24 protein-coding genes and 1 tRNA gene are annotated in these 26,311 nt (G+C 64.0%); 5 read left to right on the top strand and 20 right to left on the bottom strand.

What is annotated here, in order from left to right:
* Positions 1–3: 3 nt before the first annotated feature.
* The 10 genes from WJU27_RS19375 to WJU27_RS19330 all read right to left on the bottom strand — a co-directional run bounded on the left by WJU27_RS19375 (position 4) and on the right by WJU27_RS19330 (position 11,587).
* Positions 4–1,059: a FemAB family XrtA/PEP-CTERM system-associated protein gene (locus WJU27_RS19375; RefSeq protein WP_296813225.1), complete on the bottom strand. Its 1,056-nt coding sequence runs from the start codon at positions 1,057–1,059 to the stop codon at positions 4–6.
* Positions 1,049–1,903, bottom strand: coding sequence for an XrtA system polysaccharide deacetylase (locus WJU27_RS19370; RefSeq protein WP_296813224.1), 855 nt, complete (start codon positions 1,901–1,903; stop codon positions 1,049–1,051). The genes WJU27_RS19375 and WJU27_RS19370 overlap by 11 nt, the downstream gene beginning before the upstream one ends.
* A 1-nt stretch (position 1,904) precedes the next feature.
* Entirely contained in the window at positions 1,905–3,053 is a 1,149-nt protein-coding gene (gene wecB / locus WJU27_RS19365; protein ID WP_296813223.1) for a non-hydrolyzing UDP-N-acetylglucosamine 2-epimerase, read from the bottom strand.
* Positions 3,050–4,168, bottom strand: a complete 1,119-nt coding sequence (locus WJU27_RS19360) for an XrtA/PEP-CTERM system-associated ATPase (protein ID WP_020165894.1) — start codon at positions 4,166–4,168, stop codon at positions 3,050–3,052. Before WJU27_RS19360 ends, wecB begins: the two co-directional genes overlap by 4 nt.
* Positions 4,169–4,250: 82 nt before the next feature.
* On the bottom strand, positions 4,251–5,753 hold the full coding sequence (locus tag WJU27_RS19355; RefSeq protein ID WP_020165895.1) for a TIGR03016 family PEP-CTERM system-associated outer membrane protein: 1,503 nt from the start codon (positions 5,751–5,753) through the stop codon (positions 4,251–4,253).
* A gap of 18 nt (positions 5,754–5,771) precedes the next feature.
* Complete coding sequence (locus tag WJU27_RS19350) at positions 5,772–6,758, bottom strand: XrtA-associated tyrosine autokinase (protein WP_341423139.1); 987 nt, start codon at positions 6,756–6,758, stop codon at positions 5,772–5,774.
* A 9-nt stretch (positions 6,759–6,767) separates the two neighbouring features.
* Positions 6,768–8,387 (bottom strand): XrtA system polysaccharide chain length determinant, encoded by a 1,620-nt coding sequence (locus WJU27_RS19345; RefSeq protein ID WP_020165897.1) that lies wholly within the window; start codon positions 8,385–8,387, stop codon positions 6,768–6,770.
* 42 nt (positions 8,388–8,429) lie between these two features.
* Positions 8,430–9,056, bottom strand: coding sequence for an XrtA/PEP-CTERM system exopolysaccharide export protein (locus WJU27_RS19340; protein WP_019916726.1), 627 nt, complete (start codon positions 9,054–9,056; stop codon positions 8,430–8,432).
* 84 nt (positions 9,057–9,140) lie between these two features.
* A complete protein-coding gene (locus WJU27_RS19335) occupies positions 9,141–10,352 on the bottom strand; it encodes an ABC transporter permease (RefSeq protein WP_296813221.1) in 1,212 nt (403 codons plus the stop codon).
* Between the two features lie 5 nt (positions 10,353–10,357).
* On the bottom strand, positions 10,358–11,587 hold the full coding sequence (locus WJU27_RS19330; protein ID WP_341423136.1) for an ABC transporter permease: 1,230 nt from the start codon (positions 11,585–11,587) through the stop codon (positions 10,358–10,360).
* 110 nt (positions 11,588–11,697) lie between these two features.
* Here WJU27_RS19330 and WJU27_RS19325 point away from each other — a divergent pair, with 110 nt between their 5' ends.
* The 3 genes from WJU27_RS19325 (at position 11,698) to WJU27_RS19315 (ending at position 14,863) form a co-directional block, all read left to right on the top strand.
* A complete protein-coding gene (locus WJU27_RS19325) occupies positions 11,698–12,573 on the top strand; it encodes a ThiF family adenylyltransferase (protein ID WP_341423135.1) in 876 nt (291 codons plus the stop codon).
* Between the two features lie 24 nt (positions 12,574–12,597).
* Complete coding sequence (locus tag WJU27_RS19320; protein ID WP_341423134.1) at positions 12,598–13,668, top strand: molybdopterin biosynthesis protein MoeY; 1,071 nt, start codon at positions 12,598–12,600, stop codon at positions 13,666–13,668.
* 181 nt (positions 13,669–13,849) lie between these two features.
* Positions 13,850–14,863 carry a PEP-CTERM sorting domain-containing protein gene (locus WJU27_RS19315; RefSeq protein ID WP_304005861.1) on the top strand — a complete coding sequence of 338 codons (1,014 nt, stop codon included), beginning with the start codon at positions 13,850–13,852 and terminating at the stop codon, positions 14,861–14,863.
* A 107-nt stretch (positions 14,864–14,970) separates the two neighbouring features.
* Here WJU27_RS19315 and WJU27_RS19310 read toward each other — a convergent pair whose 3' ends face one another.
* The 4 genes from WJU27_RS19310 to WJU27_RS19295 are packed head-to-tail and all read right to left on the bottom strand — an operon-like array spanning position 14,971 to position 19,471.
* Positions 14,971–16,173 (bottom strand): glycosyltransferase, encoded by a 1,203-nt coding sequence (locus tag WJU27_RS19310; RefSeq protein ID WP_341423133.1) that lies wholly within the window; start codon positions 16,171–16,173, stop codon positions 14,971–14,973.
* Positions 16,173–17,306 (bottom strand): NAD-dependent epimerase/dehydratase family protein, encoded by a 1,134-nt coding sequence (locus WJU27_RS19305; RefSeq protein WP_341423132.1) that lies wholly within the window; start codon positions 17,304–17,306, stop codon positions 16,173–16,175. Before WJU27_RS19305 ends, WJU27_RS19310 begins: the two co-directional genes overlap by 1 nt.
* A gap of 18 nt (positions 17,307–17,324) precedes the next feature.
* Positions 17,325–18,722: a DUF1302 family protein gene (locus tag WJU27_RS19300; RefSeq protein ID WP_020165906.1), complete on the bottom strand. Its 1,398-nt coding sequence runs from the start codon at positions 18,720–18,722 to the stop codon at positions 17,325–17,327.
* On the bottom strand, positions 18,719–19,471 hold the full coding sequence (locus WJU27_RS19295; RefSeq protein ID WP_020165907.1) for an ABC transporter ATP-binding protein: 753 nt from the start codon (positions 19,469–19,471) through the stop codon (positions 18,719–18,721). The genes WJU27_RS19300 and WJU27_RS19295 overlap by 4 nt, the downstream gene beginning before the upstream one ends.
* A 53-nt stretch (positions 19,472–19,524) precedes the next feature.
* On the opposite strand from WJU27_RS19295, the gene WJU27_RS19290 reads away from it, so the two are divergent.
* Positions 19,525–20,337 carry an outer membrane lipoprotein-sorting protein gene (locus WJU27_RS19290; protein ID WP_020165908.1) on the top strand — a complete coding sequence of 271 codons (813 nt, stop codon included), beginning with the start codon at positions 19,525–19,527 and terminating at the stop codon, positions 20,335–20,337.
* Positions 20,338–20,397: 60 nt separating this feature from the next.
* Positions 20,398–21,150, top strand: coding sequence for a PEP-CTERM/exosortase system-associated acyltransferase (locus tag WJU27_RS19285; protein ID WP_029143847.1), 753 nt, complete (start codon positions 20,398–20,400; stop codon positions 21,148–21,150).
* An 83-nt stretch (positions 21,151–21,233) separates the two neighbouring features.
* Here WJU27_RS19285 and WJU27_RS19280 read toward each other — a convergent pair.
* From WJU27_RS19280 to groES, 6 genes are all read right to left on the bottom strand, one after another.
* Positions 21,234–21,309, bottom strand: a tRNA-Phe gene (locus WJU27_RS19280).
* A gap of 55 nt (positions 21,310–21,364) precedes the next feature.
* The gene (locus WJU27_RS19275) at positions 21,365–21,676 is read right to left on the bottom strand and encodes a hypothetical protein (RefSeq protein ID WP_020165910.1); all 312 of its coding nucleotides are present in this window, start codon (positions 21,674–21,676) and stop codon (positions 21,365–21,367) included.
* An 8-nt stretch (positions 21,677–21,684) separates the two neighbouring features.
* Complete coding sequence (locus WJU27_RS19270; RefSeq protein ID WP_341423131.1) at positions 21,685–23,163, bottom strand: sensor histidine kinase; 1,479 nt, start codon at positions 23,161–23,163, stop codon at positions 21,685–21,687.
* Positions 23,150–23,824 carry a response regulator transcription factor gene (locus tag WJU27_RS19265; protein ID WP_341423130.1) on the bottom strand — a complete coding sequence of 225 codons (675 nt, stop codon included), beginning with the start codon at positions 23,822–23,824 and terminating at the stop codon, positions 23,150–23,152. Before WJU27_RS19265 ends, WJU27_RS19270 begins: the two co-directional genes overlap by 14 nt.
* A 382-nt stretch (positions 23,825–24,206) precedes the next feature.
* Positions 24,207–25,853, bottom strand: a complete 1,647-nt coding sequence (groL, locus tag WJU27_RS19260) for a chaperonin GroEL (protein ID WP_024300804.1) — start codon at positions 25,851–25,853, stop codon at positions 24,207–24,209.
* Between the two features lie 44 nt (positions 25,854–25,897).
* Entirely contained in the window at positions 25,898–26,188 is a 291-nt protein-coding gene (groES, locus tag WJU27_RS19255; protein WP_304004262.1) for a co-chaperone GroES, read from the bottom strand.
* Between the last annotated feature and the right edge of the window lie 123 nt (positions 26,189–26,311).

The raw sequence follows: 26,311 nt of genomic DNA, 5'->3' as shown, positions 1-26,311 counted from the left end.
CGGTCAGCCCAGATTGCGGACGATGAAGGGCCCGATCGTGTTCGCGAAGCTGCGCGGCATGCGGCGCCACACTTCGATCATCAGCCTGTACTTCGGGTTCGACGGGTTGTTGCGCGGCAGGCTGTCGCGCTTGTACAGACAGTACTCGTAATGCAGCGGCGTCGGTTCGAAGCCCCAGTTCTTCTTGAACGAATAGGAACCGGTGCCCTGCTTGCTGCGACCGTAGTCGAACACGCGGATGCCGCGCTCGCAGGCGTGGCGCATCAGTTCCCAGTACTTGAAGTCGTTCGCCGCGAGGTCGCGCGCCGCCACCGCGTCGCCGGCGTAGTAGGGCAGGATTTCGTCGCGGAAATAGAAGCTCATGACGCTGCTGAGCAGCGCGCCGTCCGGCCCTTCGACCGTCATGACCGAACAGCGCTCGCCGAAGGTGCGGCGCAGCGTGTCGAAGTAGCGGCGCGACATCGCCGGCGTGCCGTGGCGATGCACGTTGTCGGAATACAGCTCGAAGAAACGGCTGTTGTCGGCGTCGAACACCGCCTTCAGGCCGTTGTTGATGCCCTTGCGCACCATCGCGCGCTGCTTGCGCGGGATGGCTTTCATGTTCTCTTCGACGTCCGGCGAAATCTGCTTGCGGAAGGTGACGTACAGGTCTTCGGTCGGCCAGTCGGAATGGCGCGCCTCGACGTTGCGGAATTCGAGGTGATCGACGCCGAGCGACTGCGCGATGCGCTGCGCTTCGGCTTCGAGCGCCAGCGCCGCTTCGTCGTCATCCGCCGCAACACCGCCATAGACCCCGAAGGGCAGCGATACCAGCGAGTGGCCGAACAGCCGGCTCTTCACCTGGGCCAGCGGCAGCACGCCGCAGATGCGACCGCCACGCTCAGCCAGCAGGTAGTGCGTCGCGTGACCGAACACGTCGCGCATGATGTCGCGCCACTCGAACAAGTGAAAGAAGCTTGCCGTCGGGCAGGCTTCGACGAAGGCATTCCAGTTCGCGCGATCGGCGTCGGCCGGGGCGCGCACGGTGACTGCAGTCATGAACTCCGCCTCAGGCCGCACGGGCGATCTCCGGAAACACTTCGTCCATCCGGCCCCAGCGGAAATCACGCATCAGGCGGGCAAGACGGCCCTCGGTGCGGTGCAGGTTGATGTAGTGGCGGAAGCGCGACTTGGCATCCACGCCCTGCACGCGCGGCTGGTCGGCGTCGATCTCCCACGGATGGCAGTAGAACATCGCCGGCTTGCCGTCGCGCTTGTTCACCTGGCTCAGCAGCCAGCGCGAGGTGGCATAGGGCAGCAGACGGAAGTAGCCGCCACCTCCCGCCGGCAGATTGCGGCTGCCCATGCGCACGGTGGTGACCGGCACTTCCATCAGACCGTCGCGCGACGCGAACGGGAAGCGCGGTGCGTCCGGCATGCCGTAGTGGTCGTGCTTGACCGGGTAGATGCTGGAGCTGTAGCGGTAGCCAGCCTGCGCGACACAGTCGAGTGCCCACGGATTGGTGTGGCCGATCGAGAAACTGGGCGCGCGGTAGCCGCGGACTTCGGCGCCAGTAATGTCTTCCAGCACCTTCTTGGCGCGCGTGATGTCGTCGAGGAATTCGGCCGGCGACTGTTCGGTCGCACGCAGATGGGCGGTGCCGTGGCTGGCAATCTCGTGCCCGGCAGCGGCGATGCGCCGGACCATGTCCGGATGGCGCTCGGCAATCCAGCCCAGCGTAAAGAAGGTAGCCCGGTTGCCGCTGTCAGCAAGCAGCGCAAGGATGCGCTCGACATTGCGCTCGACGCGGCATTCGATCGAATCCCAGCGGCTGCGCTCGATATAGGGTGCCAGCGCCGACACCTGGAAGTAATCCTCGACGTCGACGGTAAAAGCGTTGCGGATATCGGTCCGGGCGCTCATGTCAGTGCGCGCTCCGCTGCAGCAGCCAGTCGTGCAGGTCGGCGGCGATGCGCTGTGCGGCATTGCCGTCCCAGTATTCGGGCACGCGACCGCGCTTGCCGCCGGTGGCGAGGATGTCGTCGAGGCTGCGCACGAACAGCGCCTCGTCGGCGCCGATGACGGTGTTCGTGCCCTGCTCCACCGTGATCGGTCGCTCGGTGTTCTCGCGCAAGGTCAGGCAGGGCACCGACAGCGCCGTCGTCTCTTCCTGCAGACCGCCGGAGTCGGTGATCATGACGGTCGCACCACTCATCAGGCCGAGCATTTCGAGATAGCCGAGCGGCGGCAGCAATGCGATGCGCGGATTGTCGAGCAGCGCACCGAGGCCGAACTTCTCCAGATTGCCGCGCGTGCGCGGATGGATCGCGAACAGCAGCGGCAGCCGTGCCGCCGCCTGCGTCAGCATCGCGGCCAGACGCTTCAGTTGTTCGGGATCGTCCACATTGCTCGGACGATGCAGCGTCACGACACCGTAGCGGCCGTCGGCGATCAGCGCCGGGTCGATGTCGTGCTCGGCCAGTGTCTTCGCCGGCGGCACCGCCAGCGCGCGGCTGGACAGCAGCGAATCGATCATCACGTTGCCGGCGAAATGCACCCACGAGGCGTCGACGCCTTCGCCAGTCAGATTACCGAGCGCGCTGCGCTCGGTCGTGTACAGACGGTCGGAAATGCGATCGACGAGGATGCGGTTGATTTCCTCCGGCATCGCGCGGTCGCCGCTGCGCAGTCCGGCTTCGACATGCACCACCGGCACGTGCTTCTTCACCGCCACCAGCGCGCAGGCCAGCGTCGAATTGACGTCGCCCACGACCAGCACGCAGGACGGCTTGAGTTCATCGACCAGCGGTTCGAAGCGTTTCATGATCTCGGCGGTCTGCACCGCGTGCGTACCGGAGCCGACTTCGAGATTGTGGTGTGGCGTCGGCAGACGAAGCCCGCTGAACAGGCGCTCGTTCATCGCGTGATCGTAGTGCTGGCCGGTATGCACCAGCACCCACGGAATCGTCGGCACGTGCTCGTCGAAGGCGCGCAGTATGGGCGCCATCTTCATGTAGTTCGGCCGTGCGCCGACGACGCACAGCACCGGAGCGATCACCTGGGCAGCGCTCATTCCGCCTCCTTGTCCGCCTGCTCGGTCGAGCGCTCGGCGATTTCATACAGCAGGGCCAGTGTCTGTTCGAGCGTACGCTCCATCCGTGACAGTCGTTCTTCGAGATTGCCCGCCTGATGCGCGTTCACGTAGTCGCGCACCCGCTGCGCCGAGTCGGCGTCGAGTCGGAACTGCGACATGTCGAGATCGAACAGCGCCGGCGAACCTCGCAGCCCGGCGCCGTTGAAAGCGGCGTGCGCCGCCGTGTCGGACGGCATCGGGCCGTCCGGCCGCTTGGCCATCGCGGCGGCAGCCGCGGCGTCGCCCGCTTCGTCCTTGATTTCGCTGACCACACCGGCAACGTCCTGCGCGGTGAAGGCTGTCGCACCGCCGAGGAAGCCGGCCAGCATCAGGCGGTCGCATAGCGTATTGATGCGTCGCGGCACACCCTCGGTCGCCTTGAAGATCGCTTCGTGCGCGCCGGCCTGGAAAGCCGGGGACCCGCGCCAGCCGACGTGCTTCAGGCGGTGCTCGATATAGGCCTCGGTTTCGGCCGCGTCCATCGGCCCGAGGTGGTAGGACGCGATCACCCGCTGACGCAGCTGCTCCATGTGCGGGCTCTGCATCGTTTCACGGAATTCCGGCTGACCGACCAGGAAGCTCTGCAGCAACGCGTGCTCGCCGAGCTGGAAGTTCGACAGCATGCGCAGTTCCTCGACCGCGCGCGGCGTCAGGTTCTGCGCCTCATCGACGATGAGCAGTGCGCGCTTGCCAGCAGCGGTCAGCGACAGCAGGAACATTTCGATCGACAGCAGCAGGTCGGCCTTCTTCAGCTGCTTGTTCGGCAGGCCGAAGGCCGCGGCCACGAGGCGCAGCGTGTCCTCGGCGTCGAGGTGGGTGCTGACCAGCTGCGCCGCCACCACCTTCTTCGAATCAAGCTTCTGCAGCAGGCTGCGCACCAGCGTGGTCTTGCCGGCGCCGATCTCGCCGGTAATGACGATGAAGCCCTCGCTCTGATGCAGCCCGTACTCGAGGTAGGCGAGCGCGCGCCGGTGGCCCTTGCTGCCGAAGAAGAACGACGGATCGGGATTGAGCTGGAAAGGCTTGCCGGAAAGACCGTAGAAAGACTCGTACATGGATCTCGATCGTTGGGTACCCGCCCCTCAGGGCTTCGGTGGCGCTGCACGGTTCGGCAGCCTGCGCATCACGGCGCCCGCGTCAGAAGAAGCGCGTACTCACCGTGGCGATCAGTGCATTTTCGTCTACATCGCCGGCGGCGACTGTGCCACGCATCATGCGCAGACCAATGGAGCCGCTGGTGTAGGCACCGAGCGCCGTGGAATAAGTCGCATTGAAGACGTTGCGCTCGGTCGTCGTGCGGGAGGTCACACGACCACTGGTGTCGAAAGAGTTCAGCGAAAAGTTCAGCGAGCTGACTGGCGAGAGCCGATGCGACAGACCGATGGTCCAGCCCTTCTGGACAATGACCGAAGCCTCGGCAAAATCGCCGACCAGGGATCCGCCGACGGAGCCGATTCCGCTGTCGTTGGTCGACTGGTACATCGTGAACGACAGCGTGTTGCGGGCACCGGTATGCACCACGCCGAGCGACCAGCGCGAGCGCCGGTATTCGCGGTCGGTCAGGATGGGCGAATCGAGCGAACCGTAGCCCGGGATACGCCCGGCCAGCGCATCGGCACGGATCGCATCGCGCCGCTCTTCCGGATCGGCGATGCTCGCGTAGGGCTCGACGAAGGCCAGCGTCTCGTAAAGATCTTCGAGGCCCGAACCTTCGAGCAAGGTGTCGATCCGGCTCACGATGTTGCGCGTGTAGGCCGCGTTGAAAGCTGTCCTGGGCAGACGATGCGACAGCTTGTAGTTGGCGGTACTGCCGTACGGCCGCTCGTCGTAATCAAGCGACAGAGCCGTGCGCTGCGACGGACGCCAGTCCAGGCCGCCGCCATAGGTGGCGCCGTCCCGCCGATTGCCTATCGTCGACTTTTCGTAGCCGTAGCGGCCGGTCAGTTCGATCTGGACATCCGGTTTGTAGATCAGCGAACCGACGATGCTCTCGCGTTCGCTGTTGTTGGCATTGCCCGAGTCGGTCACGCGCGAACTGAGCACGCCCTTCCAGCTCAGCGTCGCCGGAGCGCCCTGCAGCGTGCCGGAGAACGTGCGGGTGGTCAGTGCGCCCTCGCGGCGCGACGATTCACTGCGCGCGATGGTGTAGCTGGATTTCCATGTCGCGATGTCGCCGAGCCGGACCGTGCCGCGCATCGACGGCGACAGCGAGAACACCCGCGTCTCGGTCGAATCGCCCAGCGTGCTGTTCAGCAGGTTGGGCTGGGCGTTGAACACCGATCGCCGACGCTGCGTCTGACTCGCCTTGGCGTCGAGGAAGAAGAGGTCGTCGACGACCTCGAACGATCCGTTCGCGCTCATGTTGTTCGCGATGCGCGACGGGAAGGTGTCGTCCGCGTAATACATCATCCGCGGCGAGTAATTGGCATTGAGCTTCAGGCGCGGACTGCTGCGTCGCAGATCGACGGTCGGCGTGACTTCGGTCAGCACGTCGCTCGACGGCGCAACCGGCGAGAAGTTGATGTTGTCGGACACGATCATCTGTACCGACGCGCTGGTCGACAGGCGCCAGCCTTCGGCATGCGCCGAACCGAAACCGCTGGCGATGCCCAGGATGGCCAGGGAGATCGGGCGAAGCATCGGTCGTCCTGTCCTCATTCAACCCGCCTTGGCCGCGTCGCGATAACCGGTTTCGGAGCCGTAGCCGTAACCGTAACCGTAGTAACCGTAGTAGCCATCGGTACGGGCATAGCGCGCCTTGTTCAACACCAGCATCTTGACCGGGCAGCCCTGTACCTTGGCCAGCGCCTGCTTCACCATCGCGTGCGTGGTGCGCCCGGCCTCGACCACCATGACCAGTTGCCCCATCGATTGCGCAAGCACCGGCGCCTCGGTCGTCACCATCAGCGGCGGCGAATCGAAAATGATGATGCGGTCCGGATAGCGGTGCGCCAGTTCGACCAGCAGCGAACGCATCGCACCGCTGGCCAGCAGTTCGGTCGCGTTCTTGTGCGGCATGCCTGCCGGCAGCAGCGTGAGCTTCTCGACATTGGTACGGAGCAGCACGTCGGGCAGACCGACGTCCTCGTCGAGCAGCACGTCCATCAGGCCCTTAGCGGGCGGCAGACCGAGCAGGTTCAGGATGGAGGGGCGCGCCACGTCGGCATCGACCAGCAGGACACGGTTGTCCAGTTCCATCGCGATGCTCATCGCGAGGTTGATCGAATTGAAGCTCTTGCCCTCACCCGGCACCGAACTGGTCACCATGATGAGGTTGCCGTTATCGACCGGCGCGGCACCCTTGCCGTGGGCGTTGGCCAGAATGGGGCGCTTGATCACGCGGAATTCTTCGGCGATCTGCGAACGCGGCGCCGACGGCACGACCAGACCCATCCCGTCGAGCCGCGCCAGATCGAGTTCGACGTAGCGGGATGAATCAATGGACGTTCCGCTCGCCACCTGCACCGGCGCGGCGACTTCACCCGCCGGCGGTACGGCGGCGGCAGGTACCGCCGCAGGAGCGGGCGCGAGAACAGGCGCAGCCGCTGGCGGCGCCTCGGGCGCCGCTGCCGGTTCCTCGCCGATATCGACGCCCGCCCGCTTCAGGTGGGCCATTCGTTCGATTGCTTGTTCGATGATGCTCATGATCTATCCTCAGGCGCTGCGCATCACGAGCGACACGAAAGCCAGCATCGCCACATAGGCGGCCACCAGCCCGCCAAGACCGCCGAAGAACACGACGCTGCGGCGACGCTCGTAACGCTTGCGCTCGTTCGCGAGCAGCATGGACACCGAACCCAGCACCGGTACGCCGGCCACCTCGGCCAGCATCCTGCCGTCGTGGAACACCGGTCGCAGTTGCGATACGGCGAACGATGCTGCACCACCGACGACGATGGCCGCTGCCAGCACGACGGTCAGCAGGATGAGCCGGTTGGGCGCCGCCGGCTTGGGATCGACACGCGGCGGCTCGATCAGACGGAATTCCGCCACGCCGGTCGCGTCCATCTCTTCCGAAATCGAGGCCGATTCGCGGCGCGATACCAGGTTGTTGTAATTGGTCCGATGCACCTCGTAGTCGCGGTTGAGCTGGCTGAACTCCGCTTCCAGTTCCGGCACCAGTCGCGACGACTGCTTCAATGCGTCGAGACGCGTCTGATACTCGCCGACCCGCGCGCTCAGCGAGGCAACCGAGGCCTCGGCCGAAGCCAGTGCGACCTTGATCTGCTGGTAGACCGGATTGGGCATCTGCGCACCGCCGGTCGCCGCGGGCTTCGCTTCGGGCTTGGCGTCCGCCGGCTTGCTTGCGGCCTCCTTGGCCGCTTCGGCCGCGTGCTTTTCGATGATCTGCTTGCGCTCATCCTCGAGATTGCGGATGCGCGCGCGCAGTTGAAGAATGTCCGGGTGCTTGTCGGTGTAGCGCTGCAGCAGGCCTTCGACCTCGTTCTTCATGCCGGAGATGCGCATGTCGATCTCGGCGGTCGACGGCCCCCCCGGGCCGGAGGGCGCGAAGGTCATGGCCGAATTGTCGGCACTGATGGTCGGTTCCTCACCCAGCAGCTGGCGCTTCAGCGCGTCGCGCGAATTGGTCGCCTCACGCAGGTCGAGCTGCGCCTGATTGAGCTGGGCCTGCACCTCGCCCAGGCTGCCGAAGTAGTCCTTCTGTCCACCGCCCGGTCGCTCGAGGTTCTTGAGCTTGAACTCCTTCAGCCGGTTTTCCGCCTCCAGAAGCTTGGCCTCGTAGGCCTTGATCTGCTCTTCGATGAACTTGCGCGCCTGGTCCGCATCCTGTCGCTTGCTGCCGAGGCCGGATTCGACGAACAGTGTCACCATGGCCTGCACCACCTTCTGCGCCCGCGCCGGCTTCTGATCGCGATAGGACACGATGTAGAGGTTGTCGCGGCCGGAACTGGTGAGCTTCACGCTGGCAATCAGATCGTCGATCAGCTTTTCGCGTTCGGTCTTGGTCTTGGCCTCCAGATCGAGGTCAGCCATGCGAATCAGCTTCTCGATGTTCGGCCGGCTGATCAGCGTGCGGCTCAGCATGTTGATCTGCTGGTCGAGATTGGGCTGAACGGCGAGGCCTGACATCAGCGGACGCAGGATGGACTGGGTGTCGACATAGATCTTCGCCGACGCCTGGTATTGGTCCGGCAGCACGAGCACCACGCCCATGCCGATGATGCCGACCACCCAGGCGACCAGCAGCCCTATCCAGCGATAGCCCCACGCCGACCTGAGATAGCCAGAAAACTGGCGCAGAAAATCATCCACAGCTACACGATCCTTCCGGCGGACGCCTCATGACTGAGCTGCTCAGAACCAGCTCTGCGGAATGATGAGAATGTCACCCGGCTTGACGTCGACATTGGCCGTCACGTCGCCGCGGCGGACCAGGTCTTTCAGGCGCACGTTGTACTGCTTGTCGCCCTCGGAGGTGCGCAGAATGGTGGCCGCGTTGCCGTCGGCGAATTCGGTGATGCCGCCAACCGCGATCATCACGTCGAGCAGCGTCATCTTCTGCTTGTAGGCCAGCGCCTGCGGCTTGGCCGCCTCGCCGATCACGCGGATCTGCTCGCTGTAGGGACCGATGCCGCCGGCCACGATGACCGTCACGATGGGGTCACGGATGTACTTCGACAACACCTGCTCGATCTCTCGCGCCAGCGTCGTGGGATCGCGGCCGGCAGCCGGCAGATCCTCGAACAGGGTGCCGGTGATCTTGCCGTCCGGGCGGATGGTGACCGTGGACGAGATTTCGGGATTGCGCCAGACGACGATGTTCACCGAGTCACCGGGACCCAGGATGTAGTTGTAGTCGTCGCTGTAAGCCTGAGTCGGCGCGGCCGGATAGGGCGACGACGAGCAGGCCGTGAAGGCAAGCGGCACGAGCAGCAGCGCAAGCACGCGCAGTGCGGACATTAGACGGTCAGAACTCAACATTGCATCCTCCACAGGACAGCAGCCAGACAAGCCGCGAATCATAGCCAACGCATCCGGACGCGCGCTCTAATGCGTCACGACCGGTCAGATGTTGTACCGCAACGCATCGACGATGGGCGTACGCGAAACCTTGCGTGCCGGCAGCAAGGCCGCCACCACGGTCGCGCCCAATCCCACCGTGAAGGCCAGCAGCACGGTTTCGGGCAGCACACGTATCGACGCCGTGTACCCCACGTTCGAGTTCGGCGGCGGCGGCATCGGAATGCCCACCTCGCTGATCGCCAGCGCGACGAGCACCCCCACTACCACGCCGATCGCCGCGCCGGTCAGACCGAGCAGGGCATTTTCGGCGAGCACGAGCCGGAATACGTATCCTCGCGAATTTCCGAGCGCCATCAGCGTTCCGAATTCACCGACGCGCTCGAAGACACTCATGTTTACAGTATTGAAGACGCTCAGCAGCACCATGATCAGCACGATCCATTGCAGCACGCCGAACTGGGTGCGGTAGAGCTCCACGGTCTTCGAATAGAAATCCGAAAGCTGCACCCAGTCGCGGATGTCGAATCCCAGCGACGCCAGCTTGGGCACCAGCAGATCCTTCACCCGCCAGGTGTCCGCTGTCCGGTGCAGCAGCAGCACGATGGCGTTGGAGCCATCACGCGCAACCAGATTTCGAGCCGCCGCGATGGGAATCCTTACGGCACGGGCGTCGAAATCTTTCGAAAAGCTCTGGAAAACCCCGACCACCGCAAATTCGGTCGTGTTCAATGCGCCGTCGGCAGTGTTCATGATCAGCGTGACGGTGTCGCCCGGCGCCAGTGCCAGGGCCTTGGCGACGCCATCGCCGATCAGGATGCCGCCGGTGTCGCTGTCGCGCAGCGCCCGGCCAGCGGTGATCCGGACGAAGGTGCCGAGCCGGTTTTCCTTGTCCGGCTCCACACCCTCGCCCATGACCGCCCAGTCCGCCTTGCCGTTGTTCAGCAGGCCAGTGAAATTGACGCGCTGCAGCACTGCATCCGCCTCCGGCATGCGGGCAGCAAACTCGGCGACCTTGTCGGCGTCGTCGATCATGAACTTCTCGGGCGAACGCGCACCCTGCTCGTAGAAGCCGCTGCGGAAGACCTGCACGTGGCCGAGCTGGCTGTGTATGGTCGCTTCGCCCAGCTGCGTCAGCACATCGGCGACGAAGCCGCCGCTCAGTATCAGTCCGGCAACGCCAAAGACGATGGCGGCCAGAGTCATCGCTGTCCGCGATTTCTGCCGGAGTATGTTGCGGAGCGCGAGCTTGAACATGGCGTTCAGCGACTCTGCCGCAGTGCGTCGACGATATTCATGCGCGACGCTCGCCAGGCAGGGTAAAGGCTGGACACGAAGGCACTGACCACGGCAATCGCCAGTGCCTTGGCGACGATGCCGAAAGTCAGCCGGATCTCGCCGTCGAACCCCTGCTCCATGCCGGGCGGCGGCGGCAGCGGAATGCCGACCGCCGAGATCGCCAGCGCCAGCGCACAGCCGATGACCACCCCGAGCCCGCCGCCGACCAGACCGAGCATCACGCCCTCCGACATGAAGATGCGCCGTATGCGCGCCCGCGTCAGGCCCAGCGCCATGCAGGTCCCGATCTCGCTGACGCGCTCCATCACGCTCATCGACAGCGTGTTGGAAATGCTGAGCACGATGATCATCAGGATGATGAACTGCACGACGTTGACCTGGCTGGCAAACAGATCGCGCGTCTTGTTGTAGAAGTCGGACAGGCGATACCAGGGCACCAGTTCGAAGTTCGCGGCCGGCAGCACCTTGCCCAGTTCGGCCAGCTTGGCGTCGGTCTTGTCGGTGTCGTCGAGCAGCACCAGCCATTGCTGCGCGCCATTCACCCGCACCAGTTGCTGCGCCAGCGCCAGCGGCATGCGCAACGCCGAATCATCGTATTCCTTGCTGACGGAGATGAAGATGCCGACGACCGGCGCCTCGACTGCATTGACGTTGCCAGCGGCGGTCGTCGTCATCAGCACCACGGTGTCGCCGACGGTGACGCCCAGATTGGCTGCCAGCCCCCGCCCCATGATCATTTCGTTGACGCCGTCGGGCGACAGGTTGCGCCCGCGCGATATCGTGACCGAACTCGACAGCACCGCTTCCGCCTTTGCCGAGACGCCCTGGCCGAGGAAGGCCAGCGTGTTGTCGCCCTTGCTGGCGAGGCCGTTGAAACTGAGACGTGGCGCCACGACCTTGACGCCCTCACCCTGCTCGACCTTGCGCTGCGCCGCGTCCTCACCATCGATCACGAATCCGAAGGGATCGGAGGTGCCTCGTTCCACATACCCTGGTCGCACCACCTGGACGTGGCCCAGCTGCGACTTGATGGTGGATTCGCGCATTCCCTCCATCAACCACTCGATGAACCCGGCCGACAGGATCATCGCAATCACACCGAAGCTCACCGCGCCGATGGCAATCAGCGTGCGTCGCCCCTGGCGGAGCACGCTGCGCATCGCAAGCCAAAGGTCGAGCAGCCAAAACTTCATGCGAATTCAAGACTTCAGATGCTAAGGTATTGCCAGCATAACAGTTTTTACCTCACCATCCGATGTCCCGGAAGCATGCCCCGCAGCCAACGGACATACAAGGCGACGCCATGAGCTCTGCTTTCAGTTACGACGAGGCCTTCAGCCGCAACCTCGGCTGGTTCACCGAGGCCGAACAGGCCCGACTTCGGCGCAGCACGGTCGCCATCGCCGGCCTCGGCGGTGTCGGCGGCGCCCACCTGCTGACGCTGGCCCGGCTCGGCATCGGACGATTCCGCATCGCCGATTTCGACACCTTCGGTGTACACAATTTCAACCGGCAGGTCGGCGCCATGATGAGCACGGTCGATCGGCCCAAGATCGAGGTGCTGGCCGAACAGGCGCGCGACATCAATCCCGAGGCCGACATAACGTGCTTTCCGGAAGGCGTGGCACCGGAGCAGCCGGACGCCTTCCTGCAGGGCTGCGATGTCTATGTAGACGGCCTCGATTTCTTCGCCTTCTCCGCCCGCAGGTCCACCTTCGCAGCCTGCCACCGCCTGGGCATCCCGGCGGTGACGGCAGCCCCGCTCGGGATGGGCACCGGATTGCTCGTTTTTTCGCCGCGCGGCATGAGTTTCGAGGACTACTTCCAGCTGGAGGGCCACGACGAGACCGAACAGGCGCTGAGATTCCTGGTCGGCCTTGCCCCCGCCGGACTGCATCGCCCCTATCTGGTCGAGCCCTGGCGCATCGACCTCGCAGGACGCAAAGGCCCGTCGACGATGATCGGGTGCAATCTGTGCGCGGGCGTCGCTGCGGCGGAAACGGTCAAGCTTCTGCTTGGCCGCGGCGAAGTCCGGGCGGCACCGTGGGCGTTGCAGTTCGACGCCTACCGCAACCGGATGGTGCGCACCTGGCGCCCGGGTGGAAACCGGCACCCGCTGCAGCGGCTCATTCTTGCACTCGGTCGGCGCCAGTTGCTGAAACAAATCAACGCCCGCTGAACACGCAGCTCACTGGAGAAACGAATGCGCACCGTAGACAAGATCCTCGACCTCGCGCGCTGGGCGCCAAGCGGCGACAACACCCAGATCTGGCGTTTCGAGGTGCTCGCCGACGATCACGTGCGGGTGCATGGTTTCGACACCCGACACTGGTGCGTGTATGACCTCGAAGGGCACGCCAGCCAGATTGCGGTCGGCGCGATGCTGGAAACATTGTCCATTGCAGCAACAGCCCACGGCCTTCGCGCCGATATAGCTCGCCGGCCGGACACGCCGGACACTCATCTGCACTTCGACATCCGGCTGGTCGCCGACCCGGCAGTCGCGCCCGACCCGCTGCTCCCGTGCATAACGACGCGCTCCGTACAGCGCCGTGCAATGGGCAGCCGACCGTTGGCGGACGAGGAGCGGCAGGCGCTCGAAGCAGCCGTGTTTCCCTACCGTATCGTCTGGTTCGGCGGATTCCGGGATCGCCTGCGCATCGCCAAGCTGAATTTCGACAGCGCGCAGATCCGCCTGACCATTCCGGAAGCCTTCCAGACTCACAGCCGCGTGATCGAGTGGGGCGCGCGTTTCAGCGAGGACCGCATCCCCGAAGCAGCTGTCGGCGTCGACCCGCTCACCGGCAAGCTGATGCGTTTCGTCATGGCGAGCTGGAGCCGCGTCGAATTCTTTAACAGGTGGCTCTTCGGCACTTTCGCACCACGGCTGCAACTCGACCTGATTCCAGGCATCGCGTGCTCTGCTCACGCCTTCATGATCGCGCCAACCCGCCCAGACCGCATCGACGATTACGTCGCTACCGGCCGCGCCATGCAACGGCTCTGGCTGACAGTGGAAAAGCTGGGGCTCCAGTCACAGCCCGAGATGACGCCGCTCATCTTCAACCAGTACGCACGGGCGGGGCGGCGATTCACGGAGAACGGCGAAGCGCTCGCCCGCGCCGACGATCTGGCGCAAAGACTGGGCAGCCTGCTGCCGGAAGAGGACGTGGAACGCGCGGTCTGGGCGTGCCGCATCGGTCGCAGCCGAAACATCCCCGGCCGCTCACTGCGCCTGCCCCTCGAACGGTTGCAGAACCACGAAGAGTCTTGAAACCAGAATGTCGGTGAACTTTACACGCGGCGGCAGGGCACGTCCGCCAACCGCCACAGCCACCCAAGACACAGATTTTTCTTGTTTATATTCAACAAACTAAAACACACGAAGAAAACTGGCCCGCCGATTGCTTATAGCCAACCGTGGTTCTCCCAAGCCAACAAACGGAGTCAATGAAATGATCAAGTTCAAGCAAATTGCAGTTGCAGTGGCACTGGCAGGCACTTTCGCTGCCGCGCACGCTGCCCCGGTTTCGATCACCACGCCGAACGGCAACGTGAACGGCATCACCGCTTTCGACTGGGCACCGTCCCCGGTTCTGGCGCAAGGCGGCAACCAAGCCTTCGTCAACTTCATCAACAACCCGGCTGGTGGCACCGTCGAAGGCATGAACGGTGGCATGGGCTACGGCTTCAACGTGTTCTCGCAAGGCCGTCTGGCCGTACTGCAGGGCGGCACCGGTGCCGCTGCTAGCGGCCTGTACAACGGTTCCGGCAGCACCGCCGGCAAGTACGAAATCACGTTCGAACTGGCCTACCAGGAAGTCGTGACCACCGCCGTGAGCGTGCCGGGCGCCAACATCGCCGTGTTCGACTTCGCCAAGGTCCAGACCAACAACTACTTCCGCGTCTATGTGAAGGATCTGGATTCCGACGCCGCTGCCAACTACGCGGCCGGCACCGGCTTCAACACCGGCACGCTGGTGTTCGACGGCACGATCGCTCCGGGCGCTGCAGGTTCGGTGTCCAACTTCAACGCGAACACTGGTGCCCTGGGCACGGTGGGCAGCGATGGCCAGCCGCTCAACGGCACTTCGCCGCTGTCCGGCACCCCGTCGGTGACGGGTTCGGGCGCCACGCCGGAATTCGATCTGCTGACCGTTCTGCCGAACTTCATCGACACGGATTTCTGGAATGAAGAGCTGATCTCCTTCCTGGTGACCAACATCAGCCAGAACCTGCCGTTCCAGTCGGTTGATCCGTCGGCCATCATCGCCGGCCAAGTGCCGAACATCGGTGCGGTGAACGGTGGCACGGTTTGCGGCCCGACGGGTTGCGTTGCAGCCGGCCCGGACATCATCTTCCAGACCGACTTCAACGGTCCGGTGCAAGGTATCCCTGAGCCGGGCACGCTGGCTCTGGCCGGCCTGGCACTCGGTGGTCTGGCTCTGGCCCGTCGCCGCAAGGTCTGATTCAGGTAGTCGAAGCAGCATGAAAAACGGGAGCGAAAGCTCCCGTTTTTCTTTTGCGCGTTCGAAAGCGCACGTTCCAAACCCGTCGCTGCCCGGCCAGAACCCCGCTATGCGGATACAACCAGCCCGTTCAGAATCGAGCGGGTATTGAAACTGGCGAAGTCCTGCTGAACCGCTTTTGCGGCCCGCCTGAAACCTGCACCGTCATCCCCGACCATGCGCCCGAGTGCCGTCCGCAACTGTTCATAGTTCGCGCTGCCCGCACGCAATGAAATCCCCGCCCCGGCATCGACCACACGCGACATGGTGAGGAACTGATCCATGTTCGAACACAGACCGATGACCGGCGTGCCGGTCGACAAGGCCTGATAGACCGTCGCACTTCCGCCATTGCAGATGACGAAATCGGCGCGCGCAGCGGCTTCGAGCCCTGGCAGATAGTCGGCAACGAAACAGTGCGGTCCGGGCGAAGCCACGTCGGAGCGCCCCGCCGTGGCCGTCATCGCATTGACCTGCACATCGGCCAGCGCGCGAAATACCTCCGGCAGCAGATCGACCCGCCCGGTGGAACCCAGCGTGACATAGGCAAGCGGCCCGGACGGCATCGACGTCCACCAGTCCGGCAGCGGCATCGAGGGCGACCAGATGATGGGCCCGATGAAATGGTGGTTGGGCGGACAGTCCGGACGCGCCGGCACCAGGCCCGGCGTGTCGGCGTACAGCGTCAGATCACCGTCGGTGTAGGCATGGCGCACATCGGGAAAGCCGCTCAGGCCATGCTTTCTGCGTACCGCGTTGAGCGGCCCGGCGTGCAGCCGGAAGGCGAGTGGCTGCGCGAGCCGGAAAATCGGCTCTGCCAGCGCAGGTCCGAGCACCCGGGTCAGGGTGATGTCAGGCAAGGGGAACCGTGAATGCGCCGACCAGGGACTCCAGTGTGCGTTGCACAGCGCGAAGTAGGGGATGCCGACAAGCCTCGCCGAAACGCTCAGCGACAGACGGAAATCGCCGATCACCACATCGGGACGTTCGCGCTGCAGCAACGCGATGTCGGCCTCGACATAGCGCTCGAGCTCGGCACGAGTGTACAGCGGCGCACCGGCCGCGAGGCGATCGAGAAAGAGCTTGGCCGGAATACTCTCCAGCCCGAGCCTGCGAAGGTCCGTTCTGCGAAAGCACAGATCGAAGGCCGGTGCGGACGCGACCGACACATCATGCTGCGCCGCGAGACCCGATGCCAGCACGACCGGCCGGGCGACATGCGCAAGAGATACCGCCTCCGCCACGAACAGAACGCGGCGGCGGGTCGACATCAGGCGCCCTCGGCACGACCGAACAGGCCGAAGCGCGTCAGTTCGGCGACGGTCTGCTGATAGCGATCCTCCGATGGCTGCCCGCCCGCCCAAGCGGCGAACTCCGCCATGCCCTGATCAAGCGTACGCGCCGGCTCGTAACCGAGCACTGCGCGCGAGTGCGCCAGATCGGCAACGCACCCGAAGATGTCGCCGACACGGAACTCGCCCTTGTCCTCCATCGTTACCGGCTTGCCGACTGCACGTGCGAGCGCGTTGGCGATGTCGGCGATCGTGCTCGCCTCGCCGGCGCCGACGTTGAAGACGGAGCCCGGCGCCACGTCGGCGACCAGCGCACGCATATTCGCCGCAACCACGTCGGACACATGCACGAAATCGCGCACCGGCAGGCCGCCCTCGTACACCGAGATCGGCTGACCGGCGCAGATGCGCGAATAGAAGATCGATACCACGCCGGTGTAGGGATTCTTCAGCGACTGACGCGAGCCGAAAACGTTGAAGTAACGCAGCACGACCGCCGGAATACCGAACGTGTTCGCCGCGTAGCGCACGTAATCTTCCTGATGCTTCTTGGTGATCGCATAGACCGAGAACGGCTCTGACACCTTGTCTTCCGGCGTCGGTACCGCGTCGAGATCATCGCCGCAAACCGGGCAGGGCATCGCGAACTTGCCCGCCTGCAGGCGCTCGCGCGAGCGAGCACCCGGAAACTGGGCGCCGTGCTCACGGCAGACATAGGCACCCTCGCCGTAGATCGCACGCGACGAAGACAGCACCAGCCGCTTCAGCACATGGCCACCCTTTACGATGCCCTCGATCAGGGTGGTCGTACCCAGCCCATTGACCCGCGCGTAATGGGTCATGTCGTACATGCTCTGGCCAACGCCGGTCAGCGCAGCGAAGTGGTAGACCGAGTCGATGCCGTCGAGCGCGCGCGCGACGTCGTCGGCATTGCAGACGTCACCGACCTGCAGTTCCACCTCAGGCGCGAGATAGGCCGGCCGTTGGCGGCTTTCGCCATGTATCTGCGGATCGAGAATGTCCAGCGCACGCACGCTGTGGCCGGCGGCCAGCAGCGCGTCCGCCGTGTGTGAGCCGATGAAGCCGGCACCGCCCGTGATCAGCACTCGCATGTGGCACCTCCGCCCGAATCAGAAGGAGTAGCGCAGCTCGCCGTAGTAGCGGTCCGAGTTGCCGAAACGCCCGAAATAGCCATTGGAATTGCCGCCGAACAGATCCGCACCGAACTGCGCGCGCCAGTTGGACTGCACGCGCCAGATCAGCTTGGGGCGGAACATGTAGTCGTTGCGTACCAGCGACTGCACCCACAGCAGTTCGCCTTCGAGCCGCTCGTCGAACTTGTGGTTGTACAGCACCGCCATGCCGTTCTCGCGCCGGCTCGCCAGCAGGTCTGGCGCCTTGTCCATGTGGGCGCGCTCGAAGTACTGGAGATTGAGCCGCGACTCCGACATGAAGGGAATATCGATGCCGATCGCGTAATCGACCATGTCCTGACGGACCAGTCCGTCGGGCCGTGCCGACAGCGGCGACACAGGGAGGTAGCGATCGTAGGTCAGCACCGCTTCGGCCTTCAGCAGAAAGCTGCCGAAGTCCTTGGTCAGCGTTGCACCATACTGATGAATCCAGTCGTGTCGCGGCGTGTAGACCACCGCAGTCGGGGCGACGAATCGACGACTGAAGGTCGGATTCACGTCCAGGCTACGGTAGTAGAAGGCAGCCAGATCCCAGCCCTGTACCAGGGTACCGACTCGGAGGCCGTAGTTCGAGTTGCTCAGCTTGCGATCCGGTCGCACCTGCGCGTCATAGGTCGCGCTGATGCCCTGCAGGTCGGGTTGCGTCAGGTAGAAATCGCCGCCGAAGCGGCCGATGTTGTCGACGCTCACGTAGGGCACCCAGATCAGCTCGGCGCGCCAGTCGTTCTTGAAGTACTCGGCGCGTGCCGCCCACTGCGGGATGCGCTGCTGGTCGAATTCCTGCGTGAAGAATTCGCGCATGTCACGCGCCGACACCACGTCGGCGAAGAACAGGCCGACCATTTCGCCCCACACGATGTGCTGGCGACCAAGGCGCAGTTCGACGTCGCCGACCGGCATGTCGAGATAGACCTCGCGCCACGCAAATTCGCTGCGCCGGTCGTCGCGTACGGCGGCCGGGTAGAAGTCGCTCTCCCAACCGTAGGCAAAGTCGTAATCGACGCGGCCCACGGCCTTCCACTTGATGCCCTGACCGAAACTGCCGCTGCGGCCGAGTTCGTTGCGCCAGCGCGCCTTCGACCAGTGGCTGTCGCCAGCCACCGTACGCGCCAGTTCGAATTGGCTGAAGCCGCGCCAGCCCGACATCGACGACGAGGCCTCCTCATCGGCCTTCGGCTTGCCCTGCGCATCGCTGGCTGCTTCGGGCGCCGGTTCGACGAACAGGTCATCGAGCGGATCGGCCGCCAGCGCGGGCCGGGCAACGAGCAGGATTGCCAGCGTCAGCGCTGCCAGGGGCAGGCGGCGCAAGGCGGAAAGTAAATCGAAGTGCGTCATGAAGCAGCCTGCAGAGTGGCGGATTTCGGGGGTTTGACGTAGGCCCATTCACCCGGTGATTTCTGTACGCCGAGCGCGGTCAGTTCGCCGTCCTCGATGCGTACCAGACGGTCGGCCATCGACATCACGCGCTTGTCGTGAGTGGAGAAGATGAAAGTGGTCTTCATCGTGCGGTTGATCTCGCGCATCAGCTCGAGTATCGAATCGCCGGTCTTGCGGTCGAGGTTGGCGGTCGGCTCGTCGGCCAGCACGATTGCCGGCTGCACGGCCAGCGCACGGGCAATCGCCACACGCTGGCGCTGTCCGCCTGACAACTGGTTGGGTCGATGATGCATCTTCGGGCCCAGGCCGACGATGTCGAGAAAGTACTTCACCCGCTTCGCGCGCTCGTCCCTGCTGACCTCCGGCAACTGCAGCAGCGGATACTCGACGTTCTCGTAGGCCGACAGGACCGGCAGCAGATTGAAGGTCTGGAAGATGAAACCGATGGTGCGCGCGCGCAGACTGGCCAGTTCGTCCGGCGTCTGCCCCGACACGTCCTGACCGTTGATCAGGATCTGCCCCGAAGTCGGTGTATCGATGCAACCGATCAGGTTCAGCAGGGTCGACTTGCCACTGCCGGAGGGGCCGGCAATGGCAATGAACACGCCGTCCTCGATATCCAGCGTGATATTCTTCAACGCATTGACCTGCTGTCCGCCGAGCATGTAGCTGCGGCTCACATTCCGGATCTGGACGACGTTGTTCATCAGGAAGCCCGGTTCAGAAGACGGGTCATGCGCCCGGTGCTGGAGACAAAAAAATGAATGTTCCGAACACCCCGCTCGGCGTGCGCGAAGCCACCACCACCGGCCCATCGTCGCACCGGCGCAAGACGTTCGCGCGGATCCTTGCAACTGTTGCAGCTCTTGCGGCACCGTTCTGCATCGCGCCGTCCGCCTTTGCCCAAGATGCCGCGAGTATACTTGAAAAGGCCGACACCATCCGCTTCCCGCGGGAGCCCTTCCAGGTCGAGGTCAGCGTCACCTCGACCACGTCCAGCGGCGAAGAATTCCGCAAGTACCGCATCCTGTCCAAGGGCAACGAGAACACCATCGTGCAGACGGTCGAGCCGGCTTCCGAGCGCGGTCAGATCCTGCTGATGAAGGCGCGCGACCTTTGGGTGTTCCTGCCCACCGTGTCGCAGCCGGTACGCCTTTCGCTGGCCCAGCGTCTGACCGGCCAGGTCGCCAACGGTGACCTGGCTCGCGCCAACTTCTCGGGCGACTACACGCCCAAGCTGCTGCGCACCGAGAAGCTCGATGGTCATGACCACCACGTGCTCGAACTGACGGCGGTCGATCGCGGCGTCACCTACTCGCGCGTGCTGCTCTGGGTGCGCACATCGAACAACGCACCTCACAAGGCCGAGTTCTATTCCCTGTCGGACAAGCTGCTGAAGACCTGCATCTATGATGAATACAAGACGCTGGGCGGCAAACTCCGCCCGACCCGTCTGGTCATGCAGGACGCACTGAAACAGGGCGAACAATCGACGCTCGAGTACGCGTCGATGCAGTTGCGCGACATACCCGACAAGGTGTTCGACAAGGAATACCTGAAGAAACTACAGTAAAGGTCAGCAGGCCACGCACGCGGGATGCACCCGCGGCGTCATACACGGTCGGACAACATCATGTTTCTGCTTGAAGTCGGAAACCTCAAGGAAAACTTCGCCAAGTACTTCGCGGTGGAAGCCGCGGTCGATGAGGCGATGAAGCACGAGGTCTATCGTGTCCGGCACGCGGTGTACTGCCAGGAACTCGGCTACGAAGCCACCAACCCCGACCTCGAGGAGACCGACAGCTTCGACGCGCACGCGCTGCAGATCGCGTTGCGCGCCCAGGCAAGTGGCCGCATCGTCGGCTGTGTGCGGCTGGTGCAGACAGACCCGGACGACCTCGCGAAACCGCTCCCGTTCGAACATCTTTGCGAAACGGCAATCGACCGGAGCATCATCGACCCGGCTCGCGTCGACCGCCGGCGCATGGTGGAGATCTCCCGCCTCGCTGTACTGTCGGACTACCGCAAGCGTAAGGGCGACAGCAGCGGTCCGATCGCCATTTCGGAAGAGGACATGGGAACGCGGGACCAGCCCCGCTTCCCCTACATCCCGGTCGGCCTCTACCTCGGCCTGCTTGCCGCCGCGGAGTTGCACGACATCGAACATCTTTTCACGCTGACCGAGGCGCGACTCGCCCGGCATCTGAGTGCACTTGGCTTCCGCATCCACCTGATCGGCCAGGCGGTGGAGCACCGTGGCAAGCGCGTGCCGTCGGTCATCTACCGTAAGGAACTGATGGCACATCTGCCGCCGTTCATGCAGCCGCTGTACGACCAGTTGCTCGAGGAGATGCGCGGAAAATACAGGGCGCGGAACGCCGCATGAGCGCGTAACGTTTCCGGAGGGAGAAAAACAAAAAGGGCCGTCAGGCCCTTTTTGTTTGCGCGCAGAGAGCGCGTCTTGAATTCTGGTGGCCAAGGGCGGAATCGAACCACCGACACGCGGATTTTCAATCCGCTGCTCTACCAACTGAGCTACTTGGCCAAAGAGCCAGTGATATTAGTATCTGATCGCGTTTCTGTCAAAGGTTTTGCGTCGATCATTGCGCGCGCAGCATCGTTTCGGCAACCAGCGATATCTTGGCGATGATGAGCACGAGTTCAATCAGCAACAAGCCGAGGAAAGCCACGAAAGGCAGGTGGCGGTCAGGCACGAAGCGCGGCGTGACGTAACGGAACAGACGGAAAACGCGTGCGCCGACCTGATTGAATGCGCCGTAGATCAGGTTGCCGTGACGACGGCTGCCTGCGAGCAGGTAAAGCGCCGCCTGACCGATCAGCGTCAGCAGCACGATTTCGTTGAGCCCCTTCAGGACGACGACCGCGCGCAGTCCGATATCCAGCGTGTCCATGCCTGCCCTCACACCGGCCACGGCAGCGCCGCGACGTCGTTCGGCACCGGTTCCACCACGCGCGGAAAGGACACGCGCACGATAAGCCCGCCATTGCCGGGCGCATCGAGCAGTTCGACCTCCGCGCGGTGCAGTTCCGCGATCTCGCGCACGATGGGCAGGCCAAGCCCGGAGCCCTCGACCTGCGTGCCGAGCACGCGATAGAAGCGCTCGAACACCCGCTGTCTGTCCTCGACCGGAATGCCGGGCCCGGTGTCCTCGATTTCCAGGATGGCGCGGATGTCCGCCTTCAGTCGCACGGTGACAACCCCGCCGTAGGACGTGTACTTGATCGCGTTGTCGATGAGGTTCTTGAACATTTCGCCGAGCAGGACCGGATTGGCATCAACATGCAGCGGGACGTGCGCCCGCTCGAAGCCGAGGTCGATATGACGCCTGCGCGCCGCCGGCACCCAGTCTGCAATCAGCGATTCGAACAGCGTGTTCAGCTCCACCCGCTCGATCGCATGCACCTTCTCCGTGCTCGCTTCGGCGCGCGCCAGCGCAAGGAGCTGATTGATCAGGTGCCCTGCGCCAGTGGCGCTGACCAGTATCTGCTCCATGCAGGCACGGATCTGTGCCGGATCGTTTTCGAGCAGCGCCAGTTCTGCCTGGCTCTTCAGCCCGGTCAGCGGGGTGCGCATCTGGTGCGCAGCGTCGGCGATGAAGCGCTGCTGTGCGGCGAGATTCACCTCCAGCCGCAGCATCATGTCGTTCAGCGCATTGATCAGCGGACGCAGTTCTTCCGGTACGCGACGCACGTCGATCGGTGACAGGTCGGTCGGCCGCCGCTTCTCGATCACCGCCTGCAGCCGCTTCAACGGCCACAGCCCGCGGCCCAGACCGAAATAGACCAGCACGACGGCGATCGGAATGATGACGAACTGCGGCAGCAGCACACCGGACAGGATGCGCGAGGTCAGTGCTTCGCGCTTGTTCAGCGTCTCGGCCACCTGCACCGTCACGTAGGAACCGGGAATGGTGGTGACCGGCTGGAACATGTAGGCGATGCGCACGTCCTCGTTATTCACGCGGCCGCCGCGGAAATAGAGCTCGCCCGGCTTCCACGGCTTGTCGTCCGGTACGTCCGGCACTTCGCTGTCACCGGCCAGCAGTTCGCCGGCACCGCCGAGCACCTGGTAGTAGATGATGTCTTCGCCGTCGATATGGAACAGATCGCGCATCTGCGGCGGCTTGACGAAGATGGCGCCGACCGGCGTGAAACGCACCTGCCGGCTCAGTTCGTAGACGCTGTCGCCGAGCACCTTGTCATAGGGCGCGTGCGCGATGTCGTCCGCCACGTTGTGGATGATGGCGATGCTGATCGGCCACACGAACATCAGCGGCGCGAGCATCCAGTCGAGGATTTCGCCGAACAGCGAGTTGTACTCACCAGTCCTTTCGCCGGATTTACCGCGACGGTTCTTCAGCTTGTCACGCGACGGCATCCGGTCTTTCCAGGCAGTAGCCCAGGCCGCGCAGCGTCACGATGCGCAGGCCGCTGTGCTCGATCTTCTTGCGCAGCCTGTGAACATAGACCTCGATGGCGTTGTTGCTCACCTCTTCGCCCCAGCCGCACAGATGGTCGACCAGCTGTTCCTTGTTGACCAGCCGGCCGGCGCGCAGCAGCAGCACCTCCAGCAACGCGGTCTCGCGCGCCGACAGTTCGATCGCCTGGCCATTGACGCTGGCCACGTGATCCGTCTGATCGTAGGCGAGGCTGCCGATCTCGATGCGGGTGGGCATGCCGGTGCCGCGCCGCGTCAGCGCGCGCACGCGCGCCTCGAGCTCGGGCAGTGCGAAAGGTTTGCACATGTAGTCGTCGGCGCCGGCATCGAGCCCGCGCACGCGGTCGTCGATGCCGTCCTGCGCGGTCAGTATCAGTACCGGCGTCGTGCACTTGCGCGCGCGCATGCGCTTGATCACCTCGATGCCGGACAGCTTGGGCAGGCCGATGTCGATGATGGCCAGATCGAAGCCCTGTCCATGCAGCGCCGCATCGGCTTCACTGCCGGTGGCCACGCTGTCCACCGCGTAACCGGCGCGGCGCAAGGCGCGCACCACCGCATCGGAAATGACCGGATCGTCCTCGGCAAGCAGGATATGCATAGCAAATCAGCCTTGCGGCCGCCTCCTCCATGAACGTCTTCTGCGTTCGCATTCGGGTTCGGGGTTTGAATAACCCCACCGGACACCAGTGTAAGGGAGATGTAAGCGCTCAAGAATAGTCTGCGCAGCGCTGTTCTTCTTTTGGTCCTCGGGGGCAAACCGGTCAGTCCGGCGCGCCCCGGGGAGCACCCTTCCCCTGCACGGGGTGCTCCCCACCCATTTTTCGGGCGTCCGTCCGAATCGCTCCCGCAGTCGCACTCGTTGCGCCGTCGCACATCCGTCGCGACTGCAGCCCGTGGACGAAAAAAGCCCGCACCGAAGTGCGGGCTTTCCGTGGTCTGGCAGACCGGGCCCGATCGCCTCTCGGCGACCGGAGCGGACATTACATGTCCATGCCCATGCCGCCCATGCCACCCATGCCGCCCGGCATGCCGCCGGCAGCCGGCTTGTCTTCGGCCAGCTCGGCCACCATGCAGTCGGTGGTGAGCATCAGCGAAGCAACCGAAGCGGCGTTCTGCAGTGCGGTGCGGGTAACCTTGGTCGGATCCAGCACGCCCATTTCGACCATGTCGCCGTACTCGCCCGAGGCGGCGTTGTAGCCGAAATTGCCCTTGCCTTCCTTCACCTTGGCCACGACCACGCTCGGCTCGTCGCCGGCGTTGGCGACGATCTGGCGCAGCGGCTCTTCGGCAGCGCGCATGATCAGCTTGATGCCGGCGTCCTGGTCGGCGTTGTCGCCGCGCAGGTCACCGAGGTTCTGCAGCGCGCGCACCAGGGCGACGCCGCCGCCGGCCACGATGCCTTCTTCAACGGCAGCGCGGGTGGCGTGCAGCGCGTCTTCGACGCGTGCCTTCTTTTCCTTCATTTCGACTTCGGTCGCGGCACCAACCTTGATCAGCGCAACACCGCCGGCCAGCTTGGCCTTGCGTTCCTGCAGCTTCTCGCGGTCGTAGTCCGACGTGGCGGCGTCGATCTGGGTGTTGATGTTGGCAACACGTGCGGTGATCGCGTCTTCGGTACCGGCGCCGTCGATGATGGTCGTTTCTTCCTTGCCCACTTCGATGCGCTTGGCCTGGCCGAGGTCCTGCAGCGTGGCCTTTTCCAGCGACAGGCCGACTTCTTCGGCGATCACGGTGCCGCCGGTCAGGATGGCGATGTCTTCCAGCATGGCCTTGCGACGGTCGCCGAAGCCCGGAGCCTTGACGGCGACGGTCTTCAGGATGCCGCGGATGTTGTTCACCACCAGGGTGGCCAGCGCTTCGCCTTCGATGTCTTCGGCGATGATCAGCAGCGGACGACCGGCCTTGGCAACCTGTTCCAGCACCGGCAGCAGATCACGGATGTTGCTGATCTTCTTGTCGTGCAGCAGCACGAAGGGGCTGTCCAGAACGGCGATCTGGCGGTCCGGGTTGTTGATGAAGTACGGCGACAGGTAGCCGCGGTCGAACTGCATGCCCTCGACCACTTCCAGCTCGTCGTTCAGCGACTTGCCGTCTTCGACGGTGATGACGCCTTCCTTGCCGACCTTGTCCATCGCTTCGGCGATGCGGGCACCGACCGAGGTGTCCGAGTTGGCCGAGATCGAGCCGACCTGGGCGATTTCCTTGCTGGTCGAGCAGGGCTTCGAAATCTTCTTCAGCTCGCCGATGATGCCGGTCACGGCCTTGTCGATGCCGCGCTTCAGGTCCATCGGGTTCATGCCGGCAGCCACGTACTTCATGCCTTCGCGCACGATGGCCTGGGCCAGCACGGTGGCGGTGGTGGTGCCGTCACCGGCGACGTCCGAGGTCTTGGAAGCGACTTCCTTGACCATCTGGGCGCCCATGTTCTCGAACTTGTCCTTCAGTTCGATTTCCTTGGCGACCGACACGCCGTCCTTGGTCACGGTCGGGGCGCCGAACGAGCGCTCCAGCACCACGTTGCGGCCCTTCGGGCCCAGGGTCACCTTGACTGCATTGGCCAGCACATTGACGCCGGCAACCATGCGTTCACGGGCGGAATCACCAAAACGTACCTCTTTTGCGGGCATATCTAACTCCTTGAAATTTCAGAAATTCAGGACAAAGGAGGCGATCAGGCCTCGACCACGCCCATGATGTCTTCTTCACGCATGACGAGGAATTCCTCGCCATCGACCTTGACCGACTGACCGGAATACTTGCCGAACAGCACGCGATCGCCGGCCTTGACGGCCATCGGGCGGACCTTGCCGTCGTCCAGGATCTTGCCGGCGCCGACGGCGATGATTTCGCCCTGATCCGGCTTTTCAGCGGCTGCGTCGGGAATCACGATGCCCGAAGCGGTCTTGCGCTCCTCTTCCAGACGCTTGACCAGCACGCGGTCGTGCAACGGACGGATTTTCATGCAATGACTCCTTGAGATTGAAGGCGCGAACCCAGTCGCGACGTTTGACGATATTCGGGGCGATGCGACACAGCGCACCGCTGTGTTAGCACTCACTGCCAACGAGTGCTAATAGTAGTGGCG

The sequence above is a fragment of the Methyloversatilis sp. NSM2 genome (assembly GCF_038066675.1).
Classification (GTDB): Bacteria; Pseudomonadota; Gammaproteobacteria; order Burkholderiales; family Rhodocyclaceae; genus Methyloversatilis; species Methyloversatilis discipulorum_A.
Note: the sequence above shows the minus strand (reverse complement) of the source record. Positions and strands in the feature narration are given on the sequence as shown.